Below are 24,360 nucleotides of genomic sequence, written 5' to 3' on the forward strand. Positions count from 1 at the left end.
ACCGCGCTACGCGCCGTCCAGCGGCCGGTGCCCTCCGACGTGATCGGCGCCCGGCACGCCGTCCACCGGCACGCCGTCCACCGGCACGGGCGGCGGGACGTGGCCGGCGGCGGCCGGGACCGCCGGGTCGGCCACCACGGTCTGGATCTTCAGCCGCCGCACCAGCCACGCCACCGCCGCCGCGTACAGCAGCATCGGCACCACGTCGGCCAGGACGTACTGCCACGGCACCGCGCCCTGCACGATGTCGAGCTGCCCCATGGCCGCCGGGAGCAGGAACGCCATCAGGTTGTTGAGCACGTGCAGCGCGATCGCCGCCTCCAGGCCGCCGCTGCGCACCGTCATCCAGCCCGCGATCGCGCCGAACAGGAAGACGTCGAGCATCCCCCAGCCGGTGTAGCCGTGCCCGGAGGTGAACAGCATCGAACCGGCCAGGATCCCCGGCCACGGCGTGCGGAACACCACGCTGAACGCCTGTCCGACGCGTCCCCGGCGGGTCTCCAGCGTGCACGCGCCGACGGCCTGGAGCAGCCAGCCGCGGAACACGTACTCCTCGGCGGTCGCCTGGAACGGCACCAGCGCCACGATGATCGCGGCGGCCATCAGGAACCGTCCCCAGCCGACCCAGTGCTCGTCGGCGGCGGACGGGTCGTCCACCACCAGGCCCGCCAGCCACGAGGTGCCGAACGAGAGCGCGCAGAACCCCAGCGCGAGCCCCGAGCAGAGCAGCAGCCAGCGCCAGCGCAGCCGGCCGGCGACCGAGGACAGCGTGCCGGGCCGGCGCCGCTGCACCCACCAGGGCACCAGCAGCGCGAACGGAAGGAAGAGCGCCAGCGCGGCCAGGTTGAAGCCCAGATCGGCGAGGTCGTTGCCGAGGATGGTCCGGCCGGTCCCGGCGGGCGGCTCGCCGTTGATCACGGTGGCGACGATCATCGCGCCGATGCCGAGCACGATCACCGAGGCGAAGCCGCCGAAGAGGATCGCGAGGGTGCCCGCCCAGGGACGCCACCAGCGGTGCGCCGCCGTACGGGCCATGCGGTGGTAGGGCGATCCGGGCGGCGTCGGCACCACCCACGGGCGCTTGACCGGCACGCCGTAGCCCGCATAGAGCATCCCCTGCGTGCCGTAGCCGTAGGGCTGGCCTCCGTACGGCTCGGGCTGTGCCCCGTAGGCCTGGGGGTAGGGCGGCGGGTAGCCGCCGGTCGCCCCCGTCCAGCCCTGAGCGCCGGTCTGGGGCTGCTGCTCGGGCCAGCCCGGTGCCGGAGCAGGGTGAGCCGCCTGTCCCGCCGCAGCGGGCTCCTGAGGCGCGGGCCGGGACATGGGCGGCGGGACGGGCCGAGGCTCCTGCGCGGACTCCTGCACGGGCTCCTGCGCGGGCGGCGTCTCGCCTCCCATGGGGGGATCGGGCGGAGCCCAGCCGTTGTCCGCCGGATCCGACACGCGCGACCTCCCTGGTGAGACGGCTGATTGAGATCGCTGCGAGGATCTCAGAACCCCCCGGATCCCCACGACCTCCGCTCCCTTGGATAGAGCGTACGTGCCGGTCGGCGCCGCTCGTACCGGTCAGGCACCGGTCAGGCACCGGTCAGGCACCGGTCCGGCGGCGGTCCGGCACCGGTTCAGGCGCCGGGAGGCTCGAAGGCCGAGGTGCGGGCCAGACCGGCGGCCCGCCCCTTCGCCGAGATCACCAAGGCCATCTTGCGGGACGCCTCGTCGATCATCTCGTCGCCGAGCATCGCCGCCCCGCGCCCCTCCACCCGGGTGTAGTGGTCGTAGGCGTCCAGGATCAGTTCCGCGTGGTCGTAGTCCTCCTGGGTGGGCGAGAACACCTCGTTGCCCGCGTCGATCTGCGCGGGGTGCAGCACCCACTTGCCGTCGAAGCCGAGGGCCGCCGACCGCCGGGCCGCCCGGGTGAAGGCGTCCACGTCCCGGACGTTGAAGTACGGCCCGTCGATGGCCTGCAGGTCCTGCGCGCGGGCGGCCATGAGGATGCGCATCAGGATGTAGTGGTAGGCGTCGCCCTCGGTGTAGCCGGGCGGCTGCTCCCCCACCACCAGCGTCTTCATGTTGATCGAGGCCATGAAGTCGCCCGGCCCGAAGACCAGGGTCTCCAGCCGCGGCGAGGACGCGGCGATCGCGTCGATGGCGACCATGCCGCGCGCGTCCTCGATCTGCGCCTCGATCCCGATCCGGCCGGGCTCGAACCCCATCGCCCCCTCGATCTGGGTGAGCAGCCGGTCCAGCCACCGCACATGGGACGGGTCCTGCACCTTGGGCAGCATCACGCAGTCCAGCGCGGCGCCCGCGCCCTCCACGACCTCGATCACGTCGCGGTACGCCCAGTGCGTCTCCAGGTCGTTGATCCGCACCACGCGGATCTTCCCGGCCCAGTCGCCCTCGTTGAGCGCGGCGACGACGTTCTTGCGCGCCTCCTCCTTGGCGCTGGGCGCCACCGCGTCCTCCAGGTCGAGGAAGATCTCGTCGGCCGGGAGCCCTTGGGCCTTCTCGATGAATCGGGGGTTGCTGCCGGGAACCGCCAGGGTGGTACGTCGCGAGCGCATGGGGCGGATGCTATCCACCGGCTTTTTGTGGGACGCTGCCGGTATGCCTGCCGGTGAGAACGACGCCGCCGGCCAGGGCCGCGCGGCGCTGGTGGAGGAGGCGGCCAAGAAGTCGGGGCTGCTGTGGCTGGACCTGCCCGGCCTGCCGCAGCCGCGCGCCGCCTGGCACCTGTGGCACGACGGCTCCGCCTACGTTCTGACCGGCGGTGAGGGCGAGCAGCCGCTGCCCGGCCTGCCGGAGGCCGAGCGGGTCCCGGTGACGCTGCGCAGCAAGGACAAGGGCGGGCGGCTGATCTCGTTCGTGGCGTCCTGCGCGCTGGTGGAGCCGGGCAGCGACCTGTGGGACGAGGTGGCGCCGCTGCTCGTGAAGGACCGCCTGAACGCCCAGACCCACGAGGGGCAGCTGGAGCGCTGGGCGCGGGAGTCCTACGTCGTCCGGCTCACCCCGACCGCGGAGGTGACCGAGGGGCCGGGCGGGTACTCGGACGAGTACGCCACCGTGCGTCCCGTGCCGAGCCCGGCCACGACCGCCGGTCCCCCGCCGCGCCTGCTCGGCGGCAGGCGCCGCAAAGTCGACCGCTGAGCCCCGCCGGCCGGGGTCACATCGGCAGCCGGCTGTTCTCGCTGATCGCGCGCAGCTTGTCGGGGTTGGCGACGAGATGGATCGCGGAGACCCTGCCGTGGTCGTCGACGTCCAGGCTGATCGTGCCGATGGGACCGTCCGGGCCGTCGACGACCAGACCGGGAACGCCGTTGATCTCGGCGATCCGCATCCGCATGTCCTCCGGCCGGACGCCGGCGTACGGCACCCCCGTCACCGCGACCATCCAGCGCGCCACCTTCGCCGCGCCGTGGATGGTGCGCCGCGCCGCCCTGACCTTCCCGCCGCCGTCGGTCCACAGCACCACGTCGGGTGCCAGCGCCTCCATGAGCCGGTTGAGGTCGCCGCCGAGCGACGCCTCCAGGAAGCGCTCGGTGACCTCGCGGCGCTCCTGCCGGTCGGTCTCGAACCGCGGCCGGCGCGCCTGCACGTGCTTGCGGGCCCGGGTGCCCAGCTGCCGGACCGCGGTCTCGGAGCGGTCCAGCGCCGCGGCGATCTCCGCGTACGGGAACCCGAACACCTCCTTCAGCAGGAAGACGGCGCGCTCCAGCGGGCTCAGCGTCTCCAGCACCACCAGCATCGCCATCGACACCGACTCCGACAGCTCGGCGTCCTCGGCGACGTCCGGCGAGGTCAGCATCGGCTCGGGCAGCCAGGGGCCGACGTAGGTCTCGCGCCGCGCCTGCGCGGACCGGAGCCGGTCCAGCGCCAGGTTGGTGGTGACGCGCACCAGGTAGGCGCGGGGATCGGCGACCCGCGAGCGGTCCACCGCCGACCACCGCAGCCAGGCGTCCTGGACGGTGTCCTCCGCGTCCGCCGCGCCCCCCAGCATCCGGTACGCCACGGCGAAGAGCAGGTTGCGGTGCTCTCCGAAGGCCGCGTCCTCCCGCGCGCCCACGCCGTCGCCCACGCCGTCACCCGCACCGTCACCCGCGTCGACCGCGTCGCCGCCCGCTCGGCTCATCGCCGCGCCGCCTCGCTCTCCTGCCGCGCCGGGATCTCGCAGCGGTCCTTGAAGCCCTGACCGGCCAGCCCGGCCGCCGCGTTGAAGCGCGAGCGCAGGTTCTCCAACGCCACCATCATCGTCAACTCCACCAGCTGCCGCTCGTCCAGGTACCGGCGCAGCGCGGCGGTCAGCTCGTCGGTCACCGCGGGCGGATCGGCGCTCATCGCCTCGGCGTACTCCATCACCAGCCGCTCGTCCTCGTCGAACAGGTCGCTGTCCCGCCAGGCCGGGACGGCCTCCAGCTTCGCCGGCGGGACGCCGTGCGTGTTGGCCTCCCAGGTGCCGAAGTCCACGCACCACGAGCAGCCGATCTTGACCGAGGCGGCCATCAGGGCCAGGTCCTTGAGCCGGTGCGGCACCGCCTTCCAGCGCAGCGCCCGCATCTCCAGCATCGCGTACCCGGTGGAGACGCCCATGTGGTGGCCCATCGCGCGGGCCGGGTCGAGCTCGGCGCCGAACTTGCGGCGGGTGATCCAGGAGGCCAGGCGGTAGCGCAGCGTCCGCGGCGGGTCCAGGGAGATGCGGGTCATCACGGTCCTCCGTTCCACGGTCCCGGTGTCCTTCGCGGGACGTCACCAGCGTTGACGGGCGAACCGGGCCGTATGTGACATCCCTTCCCCGGTGGCCGGGTGGGCATCGGATGACGGCTTTGTTCGTGGGTAGCCTCCGTGCCATGACCGGAGTCCCGGCGCGGGTGTTCATCGCGCGGCTCGCCGGAATCGCCGTCTTCGACCCGGCCGGCGACCAGGTGGGCCGGGTCCGCGATGTCGTGGTGGCGCTGCGGCTCGGCACCCGGCCGCCGCGGGTGCTGGGGCTGGTGGTGGAGGTCTCGGCGCGCCGCCCGGTGTTCGTGCCGATCACCCGGGTCACCGTGATCGAGGCGGACGCGATCGTCTTCGACGGCAGGCTCAACGTGCGCCGGTTCCAGCAGCGCGAGGCGGAGACGCTGGTGATCGCCGAGATGCTGGACCGCACCGTCCGGCTGGCCGAGACCGACGAGCCCGTCGCGGTGGTGGACGTGGCGATGGAGCCCACCCGCACCCGGGACTGGCTGGTGAACAAGGTGGCCGTGCGCCGCATCCGGGGCCGCGGGGCGCGCGAGGGCGGGCGGGCCGGCCGGGGCCGGGCGGCCAGGCTGCGCAAGTACGGCGAGACGATGGTCGTGGACTGGGAGGCGACGCACGGCTTCTCGGCCGTCGAGCACGGCCAGGGCGCCGCCGGGCTGATCGCCGCGTTCGACCGGATGAAGCCCGCCGACCTGGCCGGCGTCGTGCACGAGCTGTCGGCCAAACGGCGCGGCGAGGTCGCGGCCGCGCTGGACGACGAGCGGCTGGCCGACGTGCTGGAGGAGCTGCCGCAGGACGACCAGATCGAGATCCTGAACCGGCTGGAGGCGGAGCGGGCCGCCGACGTGCTGGAGGCCATGGACCCCGACGACGCCGCCGACCTGCTCGGCGAGCTGTCCACCGAGCAGCGCGAGCGGCTGCTGACCCTGATGGAGCCGCAGGACGCCGCCCCGGTGCGGCGGCTGCTGACCTACGCCGACGACAGCGCGGGCGGCCTGATGACCAGCGACCCGGTGGTGGTGCCGCCGGACGCGTCGGTGGCCGAGGCGCTGGCGCAGATCCGCAACCCCGACCTCAACCCGGCGCTGGCCGCCCAGGTGTACGTGTGCCGTCCGCCCAGCGCCACGCCCACCGGCCGCTACCTGGGCACCGTGCACTTCCAGCGGCTGCTGCGCGAGCCCCCGCGGACCCTGGTCAGCGGGATCGTGGACAGCGGCCTCGACCCGCTGCGGCCCACCATGTCGCTGCAGACCGTGGCGACGTACCTGGCCGCCTACAACCTGGTGGCGGGCGCCGTCGTGGACGAGAACGGGCATCTGCTCGGCTCGGTCACCATCGACGACGTGCTCGACCACCTGCTGCCCGCGGACTGGCGGGAGAGCGCGATGGAGGCCGCCCCTGAGCACGCCGCCGACCCGGAGGAGGAGGCGCTGCGCGGCGCCCGCACCGGCCCGGACGGCGGGCCCGCGGAACCACCGGCATGACCACCGGCACGATCATCGGCAGCACGACTCGGGGGGACGCACTCATGACGACGCCACGCCTGGACCAGCCGCTCGAACCGCGCCGCGGCCTGCTGCCCCGCCCGCATTACGATCCGGAGTCGTTCGGTCGGCTCTCGGAGCGGATCGCCCGGTTCCTGGGCACGGCCCGGTTCCTGGTCTACATGACCGCGTTCGTCGCGGTGTGGATCGGGTGGAACGTGCTGGCGCCGCCCTTTCTGCGCTTCGACGAGTACCCGTTCATCTTCCTGACGCTGATGCTTTCGCTGCAGGCCTCCTACGCGGCGCCGCTGATCCTGCTGGCGCAGAACCGGCAGGGCGACCGCGACCGGATCCAGTACGAGCAGGACCGGGCCCGCAACGAGCGCAGCATCGCCGACACCGAGTACCTCACCCGGGAGATCGCGGGGCTGCGGCTGGCGGTCAGCGAGGTGGCGACCCGCGACTTCCTGCGCTCGGAGCTTCAGCAGATGCTCAGGGAGCTGGACGGGGAGCGCAGGGAGTCCCACCCCACGCTCTCCTGACCGGCGGCCCGTGACCGGCGGCCCGTACGGGCGCCGTCGTCAGCCGGGCAGGGCGGCGGGGCCGGCGTCCAGGACCGGATCGTCGGCCAGCTTGCTCATGATGAGGGCGAGCGCCCGGAGGTCGGCCTCGTCCAGGCGGCTCAGCACGTAGTCCCGGACGCCGCGCCGGTAGGTGGGGCCCGCCTCGGCGAGCCGGGTCCGCCCCCGCGGGGTGATCACCGCGTACAGGCCGCGCGCGTCGCTGTCGCAGGACTCCCGCTCCACCAGGCCCTCCCGCTGCAGCCGGTCGACCAGCCGGGTCAGCCCGCTGCGCGACAGCAGCACCCGGTCGGCCAGGTCGTTCATCCGCAGCCGCCCGCCGGGCTCCTCGCCCAGCCGGGTCAGCACGTCGTAGGAGGCCAGGGCCAGGTCGTGGCCGGCCAGCAGATCGGCCTGGAGCCGCCGGGAGATCCGCACCTGGGTGCGCAGCATCGCGCGCCAGACGGTGAGTTCCTCGGCGGAGATGGAACCGGTCCGGGTGGTCACGCACCGATCGTAGCGGGCCGGGTTCGCGGGCATGGCCCGTCAGTTCATACCATGGGGTCATGGCCTCCCAGTTGACGACGGAGCAGGTGACCGAGGCACTCGCCACGGTCAACGACCCGGAGATCCGCAAGCCCATCACCGAGCTCGACATGGTCAAGAGCGTCGACATCGCGGCGGACGGGGCGGTGCGCGTCGGGCTCTACCTGACCGTGGCCGGCTGCCCGATGAAGGAGACGCTGACCCGGGACGTCACCGAGGCCGTGGCCCGGCTGGCGGGAGTCTCGTCGGTCGCGGTCGAGCTGGACGTGATGAGCGAGGAGCAGCGCAAGGCGCTGCAGACCAAGCTGCGCGGCGGCGAGCCGGCGAAGGAGATCCCGTTCGCCAAGCCCAACTCGCTGACCAAGGTGTACGCCGTGGCCAGCGGCAAGGGCGGGGTGGGCAAGTCCTCGATCACGGTGAACCTGGCGGCCGCGCTGGCCGCGCAGGGCCGCAAGGTGGGCGTGGTCGACGCCGACATCTACGGCCACTCGGTGCCGCGGATGCTGGGCGTGGACGCCCCGCCGACCAAGGTCCAGGACATGATCATGCCGCCGTCCGCGCACGACGTGAAGGTGATCTCGGTGGGCATGTTCACCGCCGGGAACCAGCCGGTGGTGTGGCGCGGCCCGATGCTGCACCGGGCGCTCCAGCAGTTCCTCTCCGACGTCTACTGGGGCGACCTCGACATCCTGCTGATGGACCTGCCGCCCGGCACCGGCGACATCGCGATCTCGGTCGCGCAGCTGCTGCCCTCGGCGGAGATCCTGGTGGTCACCACGCCGCAGCAGGCGGCCGCCGAGGTGGCCGAGCGGGCCGGCGCCATCTCCGCGCAGACCCACCAGCAGGTGGTCGGCGTGATCGAGAACATGTCCTACCTCACCTGCGCGCACTGCGGCGAGCGGCAGGACATCTTCGGCTCCGGCGGCGGGCAGACCGTGGCCGACGCGCTGACCGAGACGCTCGGCACCCGGGTGCCGCTGCTGGGCCAGGTGCCGATCGACGCGCGGCTGCGCGAGGGCGGCGACAACGGCGAGCCGCTGGTGCTGGCCGAGCCCGACGCCGAGGCGGCCAAGGAACTGCGCAAGATGGCCGACTCGCTGGCCGGGCGCTCCCGCGGCCTGGCCGGGATGTCGCTCGGCATCTCTCCTAAGCGCCACTGACAAGCGACACTGACAAGCGCCACTGAGACGGCGTCCCACCGCAAACGCGAACGCCCGTGGACGGATGGAGCCTCCCGGCTCCCGTCCACGGGCGTTTCTCGTGCCGGCGCTCAGCGCCTCAGGTGGTTCAGGTGGCCTCGTTGTCGAACGGGGGCCGCTCGCCGTATTCCAGGCCGCCCGGCGCCACCGCGTAGGCGGGCTCGTCGTCGAAGATCCCGCCGTCCTTGGAGTTGGCGCGCACGTCGTCGTCGATGTCCTCGAAGAGGTGCTTGCGGACGAACGTCTTGGGATTCAGATCGGCGACGTCGAAGTCCTTGAACTCCGGGCCGAGCCCGTCCTGGAGGTCGGCCTTGGCGCTGTTGGCCATCTGGCGCAGCTGCCGCAGCGCCCGGCCCGCCTGACCGGCCGCCTGGGGCAGCTTGTCACCGAAAATGACCAGGGCGAGGACGACGAGTACCAGCATCTCGCCCAGTCCGACGTCGAACAACCCGACCTCCACGAACACCCAGGGGGCCGGACCTGAACGGCCCGGTCCCCCCAGCGTATCCGGCCTTCCCGATCAGCCGGCCTACCGGTCGCCGGGACGGGCCGGTCAGCCCGACGCGAGCGTGACGTCGGCGGTGGCCTCCTTGCCGCCGCGCGTGTAGGTCACCTTGACCTGGTCGCCCGGGGCCTTGCTGCGGATCAGCGCGATCAGGTCGGTGGCGTCCTCGATCGGCCGCCCGTCGATCTTGGTGATCACGTCGCCGGGCTTCAGGCCGGCCTTGTCGGCCGGGCCGTTCTTGGTCACCGGCTCCTGCCCGCCGGTGGCCTGCTCCATGATCCGCGCGCCGCCCTGCTGGTAGCGCGGGTCGGGCACGACGCCCATCATGGCCTGCTTGACCGAGCCGGTGTTGATGATCGCCTCGGCGACCCGCTTGCCCTGGTTGATCGGGATGGCGAAGCCGAGCCCGATGTTGCCGGCCTGGCCCTGGCCGCCCATGCCGCCGCCCAGGCTGACGATCGCGGTGTTGATCCCGATGACCCGGCCCTTGCCGTCGACCAGCGGGCCGCCGGAGTTGCCCGGGTTGATGGCCGCGTCGGTCTGGATCGCGTTCAGGAACGCGGTCTCCCCGCCGCCCTCGCCGCCGGTGGGGACGGCGCGGTTCAGCGAGCTGACGATGCCGGTGGTCACCGAGCCCTGCAGCCCCAGCGGCGAGCCGATCGCGATCACCGGGTCGCCGACCGCGAGCTGGTCGGAGTTGCCGGGCGTCAGCGGGGGCAGCGTGTGCTGGCCCTCCGGCTTGAGCACGGCGATGTCCGAGCGGGGGTCGCGGCCCTTGATCGTGCCGGGCAGCGTCTTCTTGTCGTTGAAGACGATCTGGATGTCGCCGCCCTGGGCCACCACGTGGTTGTTGGTGATGATGTAGCCGCCGTTGACGATGAAGCCGGTACCGCCGGTACCGCCCTCGCCGCCCGATGACACGCGGATCATCACGACGCTGGGCAGCACCTTCTGGGCCACCCCCGCGACCGAGTCCGGGGGACGGTTCTTGACCTGCCCGGAGTTGTCGCCGCCGAGGCTCACCGAGCCGGGCCCGCTGCCGTCGCCGGTGGCCATCACCCCGATGCCGGCGCCGAGACCGCCCGCGACCAGCGCCACGATCAGCGCGACCACGGCCAGCGCGCCCAGGCCGGGGGCGCCGCGCGAGGCGGACGGCAGCGAGGGCACCGGGGCCCAGTTGGGCACCCCGCCCGGCGGCTGGCCGGGACCGCCGGGCGGTCCCATCGGCCGCGGGCCGCCCGGCGGCATGCCCATCGGCACGGCGCCCGGAGGCGGGCCGCCGGCCGGGGGACGCCCGGCGAGCGGCGGAGGCTGCGGCGACTGCTGCGGCGGCCAGCCGTAGGGAGTGCCCTGGCCGCCCGCGCGCGGGTCGCCGGGCTGCTGGTGGGCCGCGGGCATCCGTCCTTCGGGCTCGTAGCCGTGCGGGACGAAGCCGGGCCGATGGCGCCCCTGGTCGGGCCCTGGGCCGGGCGGCACGGGGCCGTCCGGGACGATCCCGTCCGGGACCATCTCATGCCCGACCGGCTCACCCGCGCCTGGACCCGCACCCGGCCCACCGGGACCGCCAGGGCTTCCGGGACCGCCTGGGCCCGCGGAGAGCGGCTGGTCGATCGCCGTCGCCGGCGGCGGCGCCGGGATGTCGGTGTCGCGGGTGTAGGAGTCCGGTGGGGCGAAGCCCGCGACCAGCTGGTCGGCCACCCCGGGAGATCCCGGGGCGGGCGACCAGGCCGGATCGTCGTCGGCCGCCCCCGCACCGGGCTCGCGGTCCTTGTCCAGACTCAGGCCGGGGCCCGCCGGCTGCCCGGCCTGGCCCGTCTCCGGGCCGGCGGGCGGAGGGTCGTCCACTGGAACATCATCGAGATCGCTTGCCTGTTGGGGACCGTCCACGGCCTCCCGGCCGTCCGCCGTGGCCCCCGTGCCGGCCGCGTCGCGCCGGCCGTGCCCGAGACCCGGGAGGAGGTCGTCGTCCTCCGACGACGGCCTGCCCGGCCCGCGGCTCTCTTCCGTCATCCCCATCTCCTACCGAGCATGGTTCTCGTCAATGCGCTCATCCTGCCCAGCCGGGCGTGTGATGAGCATAAAAGGCCCGAGTCCCCGTTTCACGGGCCCATCCCACAATAGGCTCCATGACCCTATTCCCCGGACATCCCCGTAATTCGCCCAATCCACCCTCGTCCCCGTCGGCAACCCGTCCGCCCGCGCCTCAGCCGAACGGATTGATCCAGGACGTGAGTTTGCGGAACCCGCGTCCCAGCCGCGCCCGGAAGGCGTCCTCGCCGTGCGGGAGGGAGTTCACCACGGAGTCCGCCGTGGCCGGCGGGGCATCGGTCAAGACCGTGAAAACATAGCCGTCCCGCTCCCAGACCGCCCAGTGCTGCAGCGAATCGCGCCGGAACACGGGCCGACCGCGCGCGGTGCTGCGCCGCCAACCGCTGAAGGCCTTCTCGTCGAGGCTCCCGCGCTGGACGAACACCGACACGGCGGCGAGGCCGTCGGAATAGCTCAGGTGCACGACCCCGTTCTCGACCGCGGCCTTGGGCTTGGGCGTCGATTTCCCGGGTCTCTTCTCCGCCGGGACGGGACGGCGCGCGTCGTACAGCGTCAGCCGTCCGGGCAGGGCGCCCGGGACCGGCCAGCCCTGATCGCGCAGGGCGGCCAGTTCCGCGTCCTCGAGACGGTCGGCCCACGGAAGGGTGGCCGGAACCGGACCGGAGGTGCGAGCCGGCACCGGGGACTTGGTGGAGGTCATCGCCAGCGGCCGGCCCCCGCCGTCGTCCGGCGACAGGCGCAGCTCGCTGAAGCCCGCCGCCGCGACCGCGCGGCCCCGCGTGTCGATCAGCTCGCGGTGCAGCATGAGGCCGGTCGCGGCGTCGATCCAGAAGCGCCCCGCGGCGGTGCCGTCGGGGCGGCGGGCCTCCACCACGCGGGCGCGGCGGCCGCAGACCACGGCCTCGGGGCCGCGGACGACCTCGTAGTTGCGGATGAGCAGCCCCAGGATGTCTGAGGTGAAGCCCACGGACCCGCCCCATACGGGCAGGTTGTCGGGCTGGTAGGTCCGCCTGGCGTCCTGGGACGGCACGGCGGGCCCGCCCGTCCGGGCACCGCCCCGGCCCGGCGTCCGGACCTGCGTGCTCGTCTGCGGGGACGGTCGCGCGGACGGCCCCTCGGTGTTGGGCGCGGTGTCGGGCGCCCCGCCGGCGGGATCGGGCGTGAAGTAGGTGCCGTCGCCGGGGGTGTGCTCCACCTTGACGCGGTGGGTGGCCTGGCCTGAGGCGTTCCAGGTTGTGAGGTACTGCGTGCCGGTGTAGCGCACGCGGACCGCGGCGTCCGCCGCCGCCCGGAGCAGCCGTACCGCGTCGGGGTCGTTGCGGGCGCGCCGTGCGTTCTCCACGTCGCCGGCCAGGGCGGCCGCCACGGCCAGCGCTCCGGCGATCCCGCACGCCAGCACGGCGCGCATCCGCCGCCCTGGCCCCCCGGCCGGGATCCGCGCGATCACGGCTCCGTGGCGGGCGGGACCGAGGTGCGCCCGTCGACCGGATCGGTCATCGGCACATCGCCCGAGGTCACAGCGTGCTCCACGGCGAACCGGTCGAAGGCGGGGCTGACCGTCGGCGGCTCGGGCTGGGCTCCCGCGGCGTACGAAGCCGCGCCGAGCCCGATCACCAGGCCGGCCGCTCCGACGGCGAGATAGCGGCGCGTGGAGCCCCGGCCGACCGTCGCGACGCTCCCGGCGCCGCCGGCGAGGGCCGCACGGCCCGCCGGCCGGTTGTCGCGGGGACGCGACAGCACCGAGGACGCGCCGACCCCCCGCTGTGGCCGTGCGCCCGGCGACGGGGGCGCGGGCGGTTCGCCGGGCCCGCGGCCGGCGGGGTCGCCATCCGGGTCGCGGCGGGGGTCGAGTCGAGGGTCGTGGCCGAGATCACGTCCGGGTGCGCCGGCGCCCCACCGGGGATCGCCGGGTTCGGACAGGCCGGGGGATTCGGGTGGGCCGGGAGTCCCGGCGTCCGGCTGGGCCAGGCCGCGCAGCCGGGCCATGAAGTCACCGGAGGGGAGGTCGTCGGCGCCGTCGCCGGCCGGGAGCCCGCCGAGGTCGCGCAGCCTGCCCTTGAGGCGGCGCAGCGAGTCGGCCTCCGACCGGCAGCGCTCGCAGCCGGCGAGATGGGCGAGCGCGCGGTCGCGATCCTCGTGCCCCAGCTCACCGTCGACCAGAGCGGTCAGACGCTCCCCCAGACAACTCACGCGGCTCCTTAGTTCCGTTCCAGTCTCGCGCAGTCTCTCGCCCCTGCCCGGTCACGCACCCTCGGGCATCGCGCGGTTCCGTGGCCCGGCGGGACCCGTCGCCGGGACGGCGCCCGCGGCCTCGGCGCGCGCCCCGACCAGCTGCCCGTCGGACACGACCGGTTCCTCGGCGGCGACCGCATCGGCCACGGTCGCGCCGGCGGCGGCGCGGCGGCGCGGCGCGCGGTGCTCCAGGGCCGCCCGCAGCTGCGCCCGCCCCCGGTGGATGCGGCTGCGCACGGTGCCGAGCTTGACGCCCAGCGTGGCCGAGATCTCCTCGTACGACAGGCCCTCGATGTCGCACAGCACCACGGCCGCGCGGTACTCGGGCGCCAGCGCGTCCAGCGCCGCCTGGACGTCGGCGTCGAAGTTGCGGTCGTCGAACGCCTGCGCGGGCGTGGGCTCGCGGCCCTGCAGCCGCTCGGCGGCGTCGTCGCCCAGCCCCTCGAAGCGGATCCGCTGGCGGCGGCGCGCCATGTCGAGGAAAAGGTTGGTGGTGATCCGGTGCAGCCAGCCCTCGAACGTGCCCGGGGTGTAGTTCGAGAGCGAACGGAACACCCGGACGAAGACCTCCTGCGTGAGGTCCTCGGCGTCGTGCTGGTTGCCGGTCAGCCGGTAGGCGAGCCGGTACACCCGGCCGGAGTGCTCGCGGACCACCTCGTCCCAGGAGGGCGGCGCCCACTCGGCGTCGGGGGCGTTCTCCCGCGCCGCCGCGGCCGCCCGGCCTCTTCCGGTCGCGGCGGCGAGACCGCCGCCCTGCCGGGGGCCGACCCCCACCGCGCCCTTAAATGTCAGTGCTGCGACTCCCATGGTGCCGGGCTGTTCCTCTCTGATGGCCAATGCTGTCGCTTGGGAACGACACGGTCGCGCCTGGGCTGGGGCGGTTCTGTACCGAGCTCGACTATCAAGATCTCGCCGGCCCCCGATGGGTCGGCGCGATCACTGGCTACAACGCGCTGAACGGCCGGTTGGTTCCCGACCAGCGATATGGTCTTTCCAGCATGAGCCAGGCGGGGGTCCCGCGAGGAGGCAGCCATCGACGCCATTCAGGCCACCCTGGCCTACGTGGAGGAGTTCGTCCGCGAGGACGAGCCGCTACTGAACGCGCGGCGCCGCGGCGAGGAGGTCGGCGCGCAGCCGATCGGCCCGGCCGGCGGGGCGGCGCTGCGCTTCCTGGCATCCCTGATCGGGGCGCGCACGGTCGTGGAGATCGGGACCGGCTGCGGCGTCTCCGGGATCTGGCTGATGCGCGGCATGGCCAGGGACGCGGTGCTCACCAGCGTCGACGTCGAGCCCGAGCACCAGCGGCTGGCCAAGCAGGCCTACGCCGAGGCCGGGCTGGGCGCCTCCCGCACCCGGATGATCGCGGGACGGGCGCTGGAGGTCCTGCCGCGCCTCACCGACGGCGCGTACGACATGGTCTTCTGCGACGCGCTGAAGCGCGAGTACCCCGAGTACCTGACGGCGGCGCTGCGGCTGCTGCGCCCGGGCGGGGTGGTGGCGTTCGACAACGCGCTGTGGCACCACCGGGTGGCCGACCCGTCCAACCGCGACCCCGACACCGTGGCGGTCCGCGAGGCGAACGCCATGGTCCGCGACGACGAGCGGCTGGTGCCGCTGCTCCTCCCGTTGGGCGACGGCCTGCTCTGCGCGCTCAAACGCGACTAGGCGGCGAGGCCACCTCGAGAGGGGACCTGGATCCATGGGCGGAGCGGGCGGTGGCGGGACGTTCCAGGTGCGGATCAGGGCGACCTGGCGCGCGTCCGGACAGCTGATCGCCTTCCTGATCCTGGTGCTGGCCTCGGCCGGGTTCGTCGCGAGCGGGCTGATCCGCGGCGGCGGCACCGGCGGCGCGGTGTTCGCGGTGCTCGGGGCGATGGGCCTGGCGGTGTTCGGGGTGGGGCTGCTGGGCGCGGCCGGGCGGCTGCTGGGGCGGCGGCCCGTGCTGGAGCTGACCGACGAAGGGGTGTGCAGGCCCGCCCGCTGGCCGCTGCCGCGCCGAGCCGACCGGCTGCTGCCCTGGTCGCGGATCGCGGCGATGACGGCGCTGCGCCGGGGCGTGCCGGGCACCCGCGGGGGCGAGCAGGACTACCTGGTCTTCCTGCCGTCGGACGAGCTGATGGAGATGGCCCGTACGGCGGAACGGCCGCAGCTGGTGGCGCTGACCCTGACCGACGTCCCCGCGACGGCCGAGGCGGCGCCGTGGTGCTTCGCGGTGGAACCGGGCTGGGACGCCCCGCTGCGGGAGATCGTCTCGCAGGCGCGCCGCCGCCGGGAGATCCCGGTGATCGACCGCCGCAAGCGGTGACCCGCCGGCGGGACCCCGGTCAGGACGCGGCCGCCCCGGTGAGCCAGGCCAGCAGCAGCCGGGCGCCGAAGCCGGTGGCGCCCCTGCTCAGCTCGCCGTCGTCGGAGGCGGCGCGGCCGGGCCCGGCGATGTCCAGGTGGGCCCAGGGCCGGTCGCCGGCGAACTCGCGCAGGAACAGGGCCGCGGTGATGGCGCCGCCGCCGAGGCCGCCGCGCCCGATGTTGGCGACGTCGGCCACGTCCGAATCGATCGCCCGCCGGTAGTCCTCGACCAGCGGCAGCCGCCACAGCGGCTCGCCCGCGGTCGCGCCCGCCTCGGTCAGCGCCCCGGCGAGCGCGTCGTCACCGGCGAACAGCGCGCCGTGCCGCAGGCCCAGCGCCACCTTGGCGGCTCCGGTCAGGGTGGCGACGTCGACGACGGCGTCGGGGGCCAGTTCGGCGTCGGCGTAGGCGAGCGCGTCGGCCAGGACCAGCCGCCCCTCGGCGTCGGTGTTGAGGACCTCGGAGGTGGTGCCGCCGAAGTGGGTGATCACGTCGCCGGGGCGCATCGACGACCCGGACGGCATGTTCTCCGCGGCCGCCACCAGCCCGGTCACCCGGTCGCGGACGCCGAGGTCGCGCAGCGCGCTCATGACCGCCATGACGACGCCGCCGCCGGCCATGTCGGTCTTCATGGTCTTCATGCCCTCGTTGGGCTTGAGCGACAGGCCCCCGGTGTCGAAGGTGATGCCCTTGCCGACCAGCACCACGTGCCGTCCGGTGGCCTCGGCGCCGCCGGCACCGGGGTAGGACAGCTCGATCAGGCGGGGCGGGCGGGCGGACCCCGCGCCCACCGCGAGCAGGCCGCCGAAGCCGCCCTCGGCCAGCTCCTTCTCGCCGCGGACCCGGACCGCGAGACCGGCCGCGGCGCCGATCTCCTCGGCCCGGTCGGCCAGCCAGGACGGGTCCTTCTCGCCGGACGGGGTGTTGGCCAGGTCGCGGGCCAGCGCCGCGGCCCCCGCGATCCGCGCGCCGCGCTCGACGGCGGCGTCGAGGGCGGCGGGGTCGGTGCCGGTCAGCGCCAGGGTCTCGAGCGCGGGCCGGGCGGGCGGTGCGCCGATCTTGAACGTGTAGGCGCCGAGCAGGGCGCCCTCCGCGAACGCGGCCAGGCCCGCCGGATCGGCGTCCGGGGCCTGCGCGGCCAGGGCGGTCCGGCCGCGGCCGCGGCGGGCGAGCGCGGCGCCCGCCCGGCGCAGCTCGGCGGGACCGCCCGCGCCGACGCCGTACAGCAGCAGCTCGCGCGGCTTGTCGCCGATCCGTGCCGAGGTGGAGACGATCTCCCCCGCCTCGCCTTTGGCACGGTGCAGGGAGAGCAGCTCGTCCAGCGTGCAGGGCAGCGCGCCGGCGACCGGGGTCGCGGGCGCCGCCGGGCCGGACCGCACCGGGACCGCCACCGCTTCGGCGCCCAGCCGGACGGCCGCCTCCAGGACGTCCGTTCCGGCGCCCGTCACCCGGGTCTCGATGGGCATGGTGGTGGGTCCCCCCAGATCTGGTTCGGCGTTCGACGGCAGCCCCGGGCCGGGGGCCGGCGCTCCGGTGAACCGGGCGCGGGCCCCCGCCCTCGGGCTCAGCCCACGACTTGCTTGAGCGCCTCGCCGAGCTCCTTGGCCTCATCGGCGGACAGCTCGACCACTAGGCGACCACCGCCTTCCAGCGGGACACGCATGACGATTCCGCGCCCCTCCTTGGTCACTTCGAGCGGACCGTCTCCCGTCCGCGGCTTCATCGCCGCCATGCGTGCATCCCCTTCCTGCCTAGGGCCGCGTGGGGCCTCCGGGCACCGTTGGCCGCGTGGCCGCCTGTCGCATCCGCGTCATCAGTAGTGGTTCATTATCCCGTGTCCAGGGCGCGAAGTGGTAACGATCAGCTCGCGGAGGCCAGGAGACTACCTACATGAACGCTCGCTCGGCGCTGTTCGATCTGTACGGCGACCACCTCCGCGAACGCGGCGGCCGGGCCCCGGTCGCGGCCCTGGTCAGGCTGCTGGCCGCGCTGGACGTGGCCGCGCCCGCCGTCCGCACCGCGGTGTCCCGGATGGTCCGGCAGGAGTGGCTGGAGCCGGTGCGGCTGCCCAGGGGTCCGGGCGGCGGCCCGGGGCACGTGCCCGGGTACGCGCTGACGCCGCGTGCCGTGCGGCGCCTGGACGAGGCCGCGCACCGGATCTACCGCGATCTCGGCCCTTGGGACGGCCTCTGGCACGTCCTGGTGGTGGACCGGGTCAAGGACCGGGCCCGCCGGGAGCGCCTCGCGGCGGGCCTGGCGTATCTGGGCTACGCCCGGCTGGACGAGACGACGTGGATCGGCCCGCGCGCCAACCCGGAACTGGACCCGCTGTTGGCAGCCGAGTCGGTACGGGCGGAGCGGTTCCGTTCGTCCTACGAGGGGGACGCGCACGGCCTGGTCGCCCGCGCCTGGGACCTGGACGGTCTGGCCCGCGCCTACGAACGCTGGCTGGCCGACGCCGGGAGGCTGCTGGACCGCAGCCCGGCCGACACCGACGAGCGGGCGTTCGCGGTGCGCAGCAGGCTCGTCCACGAGTGGCGCAAGTTCCTCTTCCAGGATCCGGGGCTGCCCGCGGACCTGCTGCCGCCCGAGTGGCCGGGGGCGCTGGCCGCCCGCTTCTTCGACGACGCCGCCGCGCGTCTCTTGCCCGCGGCCTCCCGTTTCGTCGATCGTTGCCTGGAGGATCCGCGCGAGCGGGTCGGGCACGGAGAAGGCGAGGACCAGGGTGTCTGAGACGGTGCGGTACGACCTGACCGATGGTGTGGCCACAATCACACTGGACCGGCCCGAGGCGATGAACTCGCTGACGGTGGAGATGAAGGAGGCGCTGGGCGGGGCCGTGGAGCGCGCGGCGGGCGACGCGGCGGTGCGGGCGGTGATCCTCACCGGTGCCGGGCGGGCCTTCTGCGCCGGTCAGGACCTGCGCGAGCACGCCGACAACCTGGCCGCCGGCAAGGGTTTGGACGACACCGTCCGCAAGCATTACAACCCGGTCGTCGAGGCGCTGGCGACGATGCCCAAGCCGGTGCTCGCGGCGGTGAACGGGGTGGCGGCGGGCGCCGGGGCGGCACTGGCGTTCGCGTGCGATCTGGTCGTCGCGTCGGAGAAGGCGTCGTTCGCGACCGCGTTCACCAAGATCGGGCTTGCTCCGGACAGCGGGATGTCGTGGACGCTGCAGCGCCTGGTGGGCCGGGCGAAGGCGGCCGAGCTGCTGCTGCTGGCCGAGCCGGTGAAGGCGCCGGAGGCACTGGAGCTGGGCCTGGTGAGCCGGGTGGTGCCGGCCGACGAGCTCGCGCCGGCGGCGGTCGAGCTGGCGCGCGGGCTGGCCGCCGGGCCGACGCGTGCGTTCGCCGCCGTCAAGGCCGCGCTCGACCACGCCGCCGCGCACGACCTGGGCTCCTCGCTGGAGCGGGAGGCGGTGCTCCAGGACGAGTGCGAGAAGACCGCCGACCACCGCAACGCGACCGAGGCGTTCCTGAAGAAGCAGCAGCCCGTCTTCGAAGGCCGCTAGCGGGACGCGTCCCGCAGGAGGGTCAGCACGGCCAGCACGCGCCGGTGGTCGTCGGGCGTCTGGTGCAGGTCGAGCTTGGTGAAGATCGACCCGACGTGCTTGATCACCGCGGCCTCGGAGACGACGAGCGCGCGGGCGATGGCGCCGTTGGAGCGGCCCTCGGCCATCAGCGTGAGCACCTCGCGCTCCCGGCCGGACAGCCGCTCCAGCGGCGTGCCCCCGGTGCGGCGGGACAGCAGGCCGCGGACGACGTCGGGGTCGATGACGGTGCCGCCGGCGGCGACCCGGTCGAGCGCCTCGACGAACTCGGTGACCTCGCCGACCCGGTCCTTGAGCAGGTAGCCGACGCCGTCGCCGGTCTGGAGCAGGTCGGCGGCGTAGGACTGCTCGACGTACTGCGACAGGACGAGGATGGGCAGGCCGGGGCGGTCGGCGCGGAGCGCGAGGGCGGCGCGCAGCCCCTCGTCGCGGAAGCCGGGCGGCATCCGCACGTCGGTGACGACGATGTCGGGTTCGTGCTCGGCGACGGCGGCGGCCAGCGCGGGCGCGTCGGCCACGGCCGCGACGACCCGGTGGTCGAAGCGGGCCAGGATCTGGCCGAGCCCCTCCCGCAGCAGCACCGAGTCCTCGGCGATCACGACGCGCATGGGATCTCCACTCGCAGGATCGTAGGGCCTCCGGGCGGGCTGGAGACCCGGAGCGTGCCGTCGTGCACAGAGACCCGGTCGGCCAGGCCCTGCAGCCCGCTGCCGCCGCCCGGGTCCGCGCCGCCGGCGCCGTCGTCCCAGACCTCGACGACCAGCGCGGGCCCATGCGGAATGGGAGCGACGCGGAGGGTGACGCGGGCGCGCGCGGCGCCGCTGTGCTTGGCGACGTTGGCGAGGGCCTCGGCGACCACGAAGTAGGCGGCCGACTCGACGCTCTCGGGCGGGCGTGCGGGCAGGTCCGCGCGCACCTCGACGGGGATCGCGGACCGTTCGGCCAGGGACTCGACGGCGGCGGCCAGGCCGCGGTCGGTGAGCACCGAGGGGTGGATGCCGCGGACCAGGTCGCGCAGCTCCGCCAGCGCGGCCCTGGCCTCCGCCCGCGCCTTGTCGATCAGTTCCGGGTCGGCGCCGTCCAGCCGGGCCAGGCCCAGCGTCATGATCAGGCCGGTGAGCCGCTGCTGGGCGCCGTCGTGCAGGTCCCGCTCGATCCGGCGGCGCTCGGCCTCGAACGCGTCGGACATCCGGGCCCGCGAGGCGCGCACCTCCACCAGCTCCTCGTCCACGGGACGCACCAGCAGCACGCGGGCCAGCGCGGCACGCCCCCCGGCCAGCGCCGCGAGGGCGTACAGGGAGACGAGGAAGAGGGCGACGCCGACCGCCGCGACCGGCCACGCCTCGGCCTGGCGGTCGACGGTTCCGGCGCTGCCGTACATGAGCTGGTCGCCGCCGGCGACCAGGGCGGGCGCCCCCACCGCCACCGTCGAGCCCACGAAAAGCACGAACGGCACGGCGACGTCCACGAAGGCCAGCAGGGACGCCAGCAGCGCGTACCCGAACTCCCGCCAGGTCGCCGCCTCACGGAGCCGGAAGGACAGCCAGGGGCGCAGGCCGGGCCTGATGGGCACGCGGTGCGGGGTGGGGGCGGGCCTGGGGTCCAGCCAGCGCGCCCGGCGCCGCTCGACGGCCGCGTACCCGACCGCCGACACCGGCACCAGCGCCAGCAGCACGAGCCCGATCACCAGCGGTGCCAGCAGGATCCCGGCGAAGATCAGGGCGGCCGCGACCGCCAGCCACACCGCGGCGACAAGCGGGCCCGTCACGATGTAGGCCAGCGAGCGCCAGGGCCACGACGACAGCAGGAACCGCAGCGGATTGCCCGCCAAGGCCCGCCAGACCCCGTCCCGGCCCCGCCGATGCTGCTGGATCATGCCCCGACCGTAGAGGACGCACGGCGCAGGAGTTCACGAAGCCGCCGGTACGAGGCGTCCCAGCTCCACTCCTCCTGCACCCAGGCGCGGCCCTTCCGCCCCATTTCGGCGCGCCCTGGGGCGTCGTCCAGGAGTTCGATGAGGCGCGCGGCGATCGCCTCGGTGGAGGTGCCGTCGACGACGTGGCCGGTCTCGCCGTCCCGCACCGCCTCGGGCGCACCGCCGGCATCGCCCGCCACCACCGGCAGTCCCGCGGCAGCGGCCTCCAGGTAGACGATGCCGAGCCCCTCGGTCTCCAGGCCGAGGCGGCGGGAGCGGCACGGCATCGCGAACACGTCGGCGGCGGCGTAGTACGGCGGCAGCTCGGCGTGCGGGCGACCGCCGGCCAGGACCACGCCCTCGCCGGCCTGGCCGTGCAGCCAGAAGTCCTGCGGGCCGGCGCCGACGATCAGCAGCGTGGCGTCCGGCACGGCCTCGCGGACCAGCGGCATCGCCTGGACGAGCCGGTCGTGCCCCTTGCGCGGGACGAGCCGCCCGACGCTCAGGACGACCGGCCGGTCCCCGAGCCGGTGCCGGAACCGGACCGCGGCGCCGTCCAGGTCCGGGCGGAAGGCCTCGGCGTCCACGCCGGGCACCAGCCGTTCGGTGCGGGCGCGCGGGCCGAGCGCGGGCGCGATCCTGGCGCGGGTGTGCTCGGTCAGGTAGGTGACGATCCCGGCCCGGTCGCCGATGCGGCGCAGCACCTGGCGGGGGCCGGGCACGGTCGCCCACCAGATCTCGTGGCCGTGGGTGGTGGCGACGGAGGGCAGCCCGAGCCGTCCCGCCAGCAGCCCGAGCGGGGCGGCGGCGCCGAACCAGGCACTGTCGCAGCGGTGCACGGCGGCCAGGTCCCGCGCCACACGGGCGACCCGCGGGGTCGGGAGCAGAGTGTGCGCGGGATCGCGGACGACGGGGAACGGCAGAGCGGCGTCGAAGTCCCCGGCGCCCGGCTCGGACGAGGTGTAGACGACCACCTCGTCCGGCGGGAAGCGGCGGGCCACCTCGTACACGAAGGTCTCGATGCCGCCCTGGCGGGGCGGGAAGTCGTTGGTGATGATCAGGCAACGAGGCACAGCTCGTCCTCCTTCTTCCGGCGAGGGGCCCAGAGGGCGAGGACGGCCGGGTAGACCAGGTAGCCCCAGCGGGTGGCGGGCATCAGCGCGGTGGCCAGCAGCAGCCCGAGGGCCAGCCGGTACGCGGCCTGCCGGGCGTCGGCCGGGGGCCGCAGCAGCAGCGAGGCGGCCATCGCGAGCGCGGCCAGGCCGAGCAGCGCCAGGGCCGCGGCGTGGCCATGGGGGCCGAGGTCGGCGAGCAGGCGGCCGGGCAGCGGGCTGTCGGCGGGCGAGGCCACGCCGGCGAGCCCGAGCGGGAACTCGACGACGTTGAGAAGGAACCCGCGCGGGTCGACAAGCGCCGGGAGCAGCACCCCGCCCGCCAGGACGGCGGCCGCCGCGACCCCGTACCTGGCCGTGCGGCCCCGGGTGTGCACGAGGACCAGGCACACCAGCAGGGCCGGCCAGCCCGTGGCCTTGAGCGCCGCGGCCAGCCCGATGGCCAGACCGGCCGCTCCGGGACGGTCCCGCACGGCCAGCGCGAGGCCCAGGCACACCAGCCCGATGACGGGCAGATCGTCCCCGCCCACGGCCAGCGGCAGCCCGACCAGCGGCGACGCGGCCAGCAGGAGCAACGGACGCTTCCAGCCCTGGCCATGCAGCAGCGCGCCGCTCGCGGCCAGCGTCAGCAGGAAGACTCCGCCGAAGAGCAGCCGCGCGTCCACTCCCGCGATCGCCCAGGGCAGGCCGAGCAACGACATCCCGGGCAGGTAGGGGTTGTACGCCTCGTAGCCGCCCTGCGCCGCCAACTCAAGCTGCCCAAGGTAGGGCGTGCCATGTTCCAGCAGTTGGACGCCCGAGCGCTGCACGACACCGACCTCCGGCTGCGCCTGGCCCGTACCGATCAGGACGGCCAGCGGAAGCAGCACCGCGGCCGAGAGCACCCCACCGGCGACGAACGTCGGGTGCCGCCGCCCCCAGGGCAGGAGCGCGGCGAACGCGCCGAGCCCGTACCCGACAGCGGCAACGGCCCCCCAAGCCCGATGCGGCGCAAGACCGGTAACGACGGCCGTCACAGCGGCAAAGACGGCGAACCCCGCGTAGAGCGCGGGCTCGGCGGCAGGAGAGGATCGTCGCCGCCCTTTCGCAGGTGTGCCCCTGGGCGGGGCGTGGGATGGCACGAGGGCAAGGGACGACGTCATGGATTTTCCGCTCCGAGGGGTTGGGCTGTGAACTGGGCATTCGCGTTCAGTCCAGGCAACCGTGGCGGCGCGTGGAGATCTCTAGGTCAGGCCGCCGACTTGGAGGTAGGGCCAGGTCTACCTCCGGGCTCCACCGGTCCTGAGTAGGGCTGGCCCCAGGACGACATCTCCGGTCCGCGCCAATGTGGCCGCATGCCCTTCTGGCGTTGGGTTGTGGCATGGCATTCACATCCGCCGCGACGGCCCCGGGCCTGGTCCACGAGGACCAGGTGGCCGCCGCTATCGATCTCGTCCGGACCTACGGCTCAGGGGAAGGGGCGGTGGCGGCGCTCCGGGGTGTGTCGGCGTCGTTCACCCGCGGCCAGTTCACCGCGATCATGGGGCCGTCCGGCTCCGGGAAGTCGACGCTGCTGCACTGCCTGGCCGGGCTGGACACGGTCACCTCCGGCCGGGTGCTGATCGGCGAGGTGGACCTCACCCGGCTGTCGCGGACCCGGCTCACCAAGCTGCGCCGGGACCGGCTCGGGTTCGTGTTCCAGTCGTTCAACCTGCTGCCGATGCTGACCGCCGAGGAGAACATCCGGCTGACCGGCCGGCTGGCCGGGCGGCGCGCGGACCCGGAGTGGTTCGGCACGCTGGTGGACGCGCTCGGGCTGCGCGAGCGGCTCGGGCACCGGCCCGCCGAGATGTCCGGCGGGCAGCAGCAGCGGGTGGCGGTGGCGCGGGCCCTGCTGACCCGTCCGGAGGTGCTGTTCGCCGACGAGCCCACCGGCAACCTCGACTCCCGGTCCGGCGCGGAGGTGCTGGGCTTCCTGCGCACGGCGGTGGACGCCTACCGGCAGACCGTGATCATGGTGACGCACGATCCGGCGGCGGCGGCGCACGCCGACCGGGTGCTGTTCCTGGCCGACGGCCACCTCGTGGACGAGCTGGCCGCCCCCACGACCGAGGCCGTGCACGCCGTGATGCGCCGGATGGAGGGCTGA

Annotated in this window: 24 protein-coding genes and 1 pseudogene; 9 read left to right on the forward strand and 16 right to left on the reverse strand. The window is 74.5% G+C overall.

The genetic code is table 11. From position 1 onward, the window contains the following. Positions 1 to 6 precede the first annotated feature (6 nt). Together ABD340_RS17165 and ABD340_RS17170 are read right to left on the reverse strand one after the other, a co-directional pair. Positions 7 to 1,440 (reverse strand): CPBP family intramembrane glutamic endopeptidase, encoded by a 1,434-nt coding sequence (locus ABD340_RS17165; RefSeq protein WP_344589970.1) that lies wholly within the window; start codon positions 1,438 to 1,440, stop codon positions 7 to 9. Between the two features lie 179 nt (positions 1,441 to 1,619). Continuing rightward, positions 1,620 to 2,561 carry an HpcH/HpaI aldolase/citrate lyase family protein gene (locus ABD340_RS17170; protein ID WP_344589971.1) on the reverse strand — a complete coding sequence of 314 codons (942 nt, stop codon included), beginning with the start codon at positions 2,559 to 2,561 and terminating at the stop codon, positions 1,620 to 1,622. A 43-nt stretch (positions 2,562 to 2,604) separates the two neighbouring features. Here ABD340_RS17170 and ABD340_RS17175 point away from each other — a divergent pair, with 43 nt between their 5' ends. Further along, a complete protein-coding gene (locus ABD340_RS17175) occupies positions 2,605 to 3,144 on the forward strand; it encodes a hypothetical protein (protein ID WP_344589972.1) in 540 nt (179 codons plus the stop codon). Positions 3,145 to 3,160: 16 nt separating this feature from the next. Here ABD340_RS17175 and ABD340_RS17180 read toward each other — a convergent pair whose 3' ends face one another. After that, positions 3,161 to 4,126, reverse strand: a complete 966-nt coding sequence (locus ABD340_RS17180; RefSeq protein ID WP_344589973.1) for an RNA polymerase sigma-70 factor — start codon at positions 4,124 to 4,126, stop codon at positions 3,161 to 3,163. Beyond that, entirely contained in the window at positions 4,123 to 4,698 is a 576-nt protein-coding gene (locus tag ABD340_RS17185) for a carboxymuconolactone decarboxylase family protein (protein ID WP_344589974.1), read from the reverse strand. Before ABD340_RS17185 ends, ABD340_RS17180 begins: the two co-directional genes overlap by 4 nt. Before the next feature lie 143 nt (positions 4,699 to 4,841). Here ABD340_RS17185 and ABD340_RS17190 point away from each other — a divergent pair, with 143 nt between their 5' ends. Then, on the forward strand, positions 4,842 to 6,218 hold the full coding sequence (locus ABD340_RS17190) for a magnesium transporter MgtE N-terminal domain-containing protein (protein ID WP_344589975.1): 1,377 nt from the start codon (positions 4,842 to 4,844) through the stop codon (positions 6,216 to 6,218). A 44-nt stretch (positions 6,219 to 6,262) separates the two neighbouring features. Then, positions 6,263 to 6,760: a DUF1003 domain-containing protein gene (locus ABD340_RS17195; RefSeq protein ID WP_344589976.1), complete on the forward strand. Its 498-nt coding sequence runs from the start codon at positions 6,263 to 6,265 to the stop codon at positions 6,758 to 6,760. A 39-nt stretch (positions 6,761 to 6,799) separates the two neighbouring features. Here the strand turns inward: ABD340_RS17195 and ABD340_RS17200 are convergent, their stop codons facing one another. Further along, the gene (locus tag ABD340_RS17200) at positions 6,800 to 7,285 is read right to left on the reverse strand and encodes a MarR family winged helix-turn-helix transcriptional regulator (RefSeq protein ID WP_344589977.1); all 486 of its coding nucleotides are present in this window, start codon (positions 7,283 to 7,285) and stop codon (positions 6,800 to 6,802) included. 59 nt (positions 7,286 to 7,344) lie between these two features. On the opposite strand from ABD340_RS17200, the gene ABD340_RS17205 reads away from it, so the two are divergent. Further along, positions 7,345 to 8,484 carry an Mrp/NBP35 family ATP-binding protein gene (locus ABD340_RS17205; protein ID WP_344589978.1) on the forward strand — a complete coding sequence of 380 codons (1,140 nt, stop codon included), beginning with the start codon at positions 7,345 to 7,347 and terminating at the stop codon, positions 8,482 to 8,484. Between the two features lie 127 nt (positions 8,485 to 8,611). Here ABD340_RS17205 and ABD340_RS17210 read toward each other — a convergent pair whose 3' ends face one another. From ABD340_RS17210 to sigE, 5 genes and pseudogenes are all read right to left on the reverse strand, one after another. Further along, positions 8,612 to 8,971, reverse strand: coding sequence for a sec-independent translocase (locus ABD340_RS17210; RefSeq protein ID WP_344589979.1), 360 nt, complete (start codon positions 8,969 to 8,971; stop codon positions 8,612 to 8,614). A gap of 105 nt (positions 8,972 to 9,076) precedes the next feature. After that, entirely contained in the window at positions 9,077 to 11,038 is a 1,962-nt protein-coding gene (locus ABD340_RS17215; protein ID WP_344589980.1) for a S1C family serine protease, read from the reverse strand. Positions 11,039 to 11,231: 193 nt separating this feature from the next. Beyond that, positions 11,232 to 12,524: a sigma-E factor regulatory protein RseB domain-containing protein gene (locus tag ABD340_RS17220; RefSeq protein WP_344589981.1), complete on the reverse strand. Its 1,293-nt coding sequence runs from the start codon at positions 12,522 to 12,524 to the stop codon at positions 11,232 to 11,234. Continuing rightward, positions 12,521 to 13,267, reverse strand: a complete 747-nt coding sequence (locus tag ABD340_RS17225; RefSeq protein ID WP_344589982.1) for an anti-sigma factor family protein — start codon at positions 13,265 to 13,267, stop codon at positions 12,521 to 12,523. The genes ABD340_RS17220 and ABD340_RS17225 overlap by 4 nt, the downstream gene beginning before the upstream one ends. Positions 13,268 to 13,462: 195 nt before the next feature. Beyond that, a pseudogene (sigE, locus tag ABD340_RS17230) lies at positions 13,463 to 14,116 on the reverse strand (RNA polymerase sigma factor SigE); the annotation flags it as partial. A gap of 255 nt (positions 14,117 to 14,371) precedes the next feature. On the opposite strand from sigE, the gene ABD340_RS17235 reads away from it, so the two are divergent. Beyond that, the gene (locus ABD340_RS17235) at positions 14,372 to 14,974 is read left to right on the forward strand and encodes an O-methyltransferase (protein ID WP_344589984.1); all 603 of its coding nucleotides are present in this window, start codon (positions 14,372 to 14,374) and stop codon (positions 14,972 to 14,974) included. A 34-nt stretch (positions 14,975 to 15,008) separates the two neighbouring features. Next, the gene (locus ABD340_RS17240) at positions 15,009 to 15,614 is read left to right on the forward strand and encodes a hypothetical protein (protein ID WP_344589985.1); all 606 of its coding nucleotides are present in this window, start codon (positions 15,009 to 15,011) and stop codon (positions 15,612 to 15,614) included. A 19-nt stretch (positions 15,615 to 15,633) separates the two neighbouring features. Here ABD340_RS17240 and ABD340_RS17245 read toward each other — a convergent pair whose 3' ends face one another. Together ABD340_RS17245 and ABD340_RS17250 are read right to left on the reverse strand one after the other, a co-directional pair. Next, complete coding sequence (locus ABD340_RS17245) at positions 15,634 to 17,121, reverse strand: leucyl aminopeptidase family protein (RefSeq protein WP_344589986.1); 1,488 nt, start codon at positions 17,119 to 17,121, stop codon at positions 15,634 to 15,636. 98 nt (positions 17,122 to 17,219) lie between these two features. Next, positions 17,220 to 17,387, reverse strand: coding sequence for a DUF3117 domain-containing protein (locus ABD340_RS17250; RefSeq protein ID WP_083952185.1), 168 nt, complete (start codon positions 17,385 to 17,387; stop codon positions 17,220 to 17,222). A gap of 158 nt (positions 17,388 to 17,545) precedes the next feature. Here ABD340_RS17250 and ABD340_RS17255 point away from each other — a divergent pair, with 158 nt between their 5' ends. Together ABD340_RS17255 and ABD340_RS17260 are read left to right on the forward strand one after the other, a co-directional pair. Further along, the gene (locus ABD340_RS17255) at positions 17,546 to 18,388 is read left to right on the forward strand and encodes a PaaX family transcriptional regulator (protein ID WP_344589987.1); all 843 of its coding nucleotides are present in this window, start codon (positions 17,546 to 17,548) and stop codon (positions 18,386 to 18,388) included. Further along, positions 18,381 to 19,166 (forward strand): enoyl-CoA hydratase-related protein, encoded by a 786-nt coding sequence (locus ABD340_RS17260; protein ID WP_344589988.1) that lies wholly within the window; start codon positions 18,381 to 18,383, stop codon positions 19,164 to 19,166. The genes ABD340_RS17255 and ABD340_RS17260 overlap by 8 nt, the downstream gene beginning before the upstream one ends. Here ABD340_RS17260 and ABD340_RS17265 read toward each other — a convergent pair. Genes ABD340_RS17265 through ABD340_RS17280 form a run of 4 tightly spaced genes read right to left on the reverse strand, consistent with a single transcriptional unit; the run spans position 19,163 to position 23,248 of the window. Further along, positions 19,163 to 19,813, reverse strand: coding sequence for a response regulator (locus ABD340_RS17265; RefSeq protein WP_344589989.1), 651 nt, complete (start codon positions 19,811 to 19,813; stop codon positions 19,163 to 19,165). The two genes, ABD340_RS17260 and ABD340_RS17265, sit on opposite strands and share 4 nt — an antisense overlap. Beyond that, entirely contained in the window at positions 19,801 to 21,081 is a 1,281-nt protein-coding gene (locus ABD340_RS17270) for a sensor histidine kinase (protein WP_344589990.1), read from the reverse strand. The genes ABD340_RS17265 and ABD340_RS17270 overlap by 13 nt, the downstream gene beginning before the upstream one ends. Beyond that, on the reverse strand, positions 21,078 to 22,193 hold the full coding sequence (locus tag ABD340_RS17275; RefSeq protein WP_344589991.1) for a glycosyltransferase family 4 protein: 1,116 nt from the start codon (positions 22,191 to 22,193) through the stop codon (positions 21,078 to 21,080). Before ABD340_RS17275 ends, ABD340_RS17270 begins: the two co-directional genes overlap by 4 nt. Further along, on the reverse strand, positions 22,178 to 23,248 hold the full coding sequence (locus tag ABD340_RS17280) for a glycosyltransferase 87 family protein (RefSeq protein ID WP_344589992.1): 1,071 nt from the start codon (positions 23,246 to 23,248) through the stop codon (positions 22,178 to 22,180). The genes ABD340_RS17275 and ABD340_RS17280 overlap by 16 nt, the downstream gene beginning before the upstream one ends. Positions 23,249 to 23,592: 344 nt before the next feature. Between ABD340_RS17280 and ABD340_RS17285 the strand changes: the two genes are divergently transcribed. Next, positions 23,593 to 24,360 (forward strand): ABC transporter ATP-binding protein, encoded by a 768-nt coding sequence (locus ABD340_RS17285; RefSeq protein ID WP_344589993.1) that lies wholly within the window; start codon positions 23,593 to 23,595, stop codon positions 24,358 to 24,360.

It is taken from the genome of Actinomadura vinacea (assembly GCF_039532545.1).
GTDB classification, from domain to species: Bacteria; Actinomycetota; Actinomycetes; order Streptosporangiales; family Streptosporangiaceae; genus Spirillospora; species Spirillospora vinacea.

Excerpts from the sequence above, each read along its gene's own strand:
- ABD340_RS17265 (WP_344589989.1), bottom strand. The coding sequence starts at position 19,813 with ATGCGCGTCGTGATCGCCGAGGACTCGGTGCTGCTGCGGGAGGGGCTC.
- ABD340_RS17245 (WP_344589986.1), bottom strand. The coding sequence starts at position 17,121 with ATGCCCATCGAGACCCGGGTGACGGGCGCCGGAACGGACGTCCTGGAG.
- ABD340_RS17190 (WP_344589975.1), top strand. The coding sequence starts at position 4,842 with ATGACCGGAGTCCCGGCGCGGGTGTTCATCGCGCGGCTCGCCGGAATC.
- ABD340_RS17175 (WP_344589972.1), top strand. The coding sequence starts at position 2,605 with ATGCCTGCCGGTGAGAACGACGCCGCCGGCCAGGGCCGCGCGGCGCTG.
- ABD340_RS17250 (WP_083952185.1), bottom strand. The coding sequence starts at position 17,387 with ATGGCGGCGATGAAGCCGCGGACGGGAGACGGTCCGCTCGAAGTGACC.
- ABD340_RS17255 (WP_344589987.1), top strand. The coding sequence starts at position 17,546 with ATGAACGCTCGCTCGGCGCTGTTCGATCTGTACGGCGACCACCTCCGC.
- ABD340_RS17185 (WP_344589974.1), bottom strand. The coding sequence starts at position 4,698 with ATGACCCGCATCTCCCTGGACCCGCCGCGGACGCTGCGCTACCGCCTG.
- ABD340_RS17285 (WP_344589993.1), top strand. The coding sequence starts at position 23,593 with ATGGCATTCACATCCGCCGCGACGGCCCCGGGCCTGGTCCACGAGGAC.
- ABD340_RS17270 (WP_344589990.1), bottom strand. The coding sequence starts at position 21,081 with ATGATCCAGCAGCATCGGCGGGGCCGGGACGGGGTCTGGCGGGCCTTG.
- ABD340_RS17240 (WP_344589985.1), top strand. The coding sequence starts at position 15,009 with ATGGGCGGAGCGGGCGGTGGCGGGACGTTCCAGGTGCGGATCAGGGCG.
- ABD340_RS17170 (WP_344589971.1), bottom strand. The coding sequence starts at position 2,561 with ATGCGCTCGCGACGTACCACCCTGGCGGTTCCCGGCAGCAACCCCCGA.
- ABD340_RS17195 (WP_344589976.1), top strand. The coding sequence starts at position 6,263 with ATGACGACGCCACGCCTGGACCAGCCGCTCGAACCGCGCCGCGGCCTG.
- ABD340_RS17180 (WP_344589973.1), bottom strand. The coding sequence starts at position 4,126 with ATGAGCCGAGCGGGCGGCGACGCGGTCGACGCGGGTGACGGTGCGGGT.
- ABD340_RS17205 (WP_344589978.1), top strand. The coding sequence starts at position 7,345 with ATGGCCTCCCAGTTGACGACGGAGCAGGTGACCGAGGCACTCGCCACG.
- ABD340_RS17215 (WP_344589980.1), bottom strand. The coding sequence starts at position 11,038 with ATGACGGAAGAGAGCCGCGGGCCGGGCAGGCCGTCGTCGGAGGACGAC.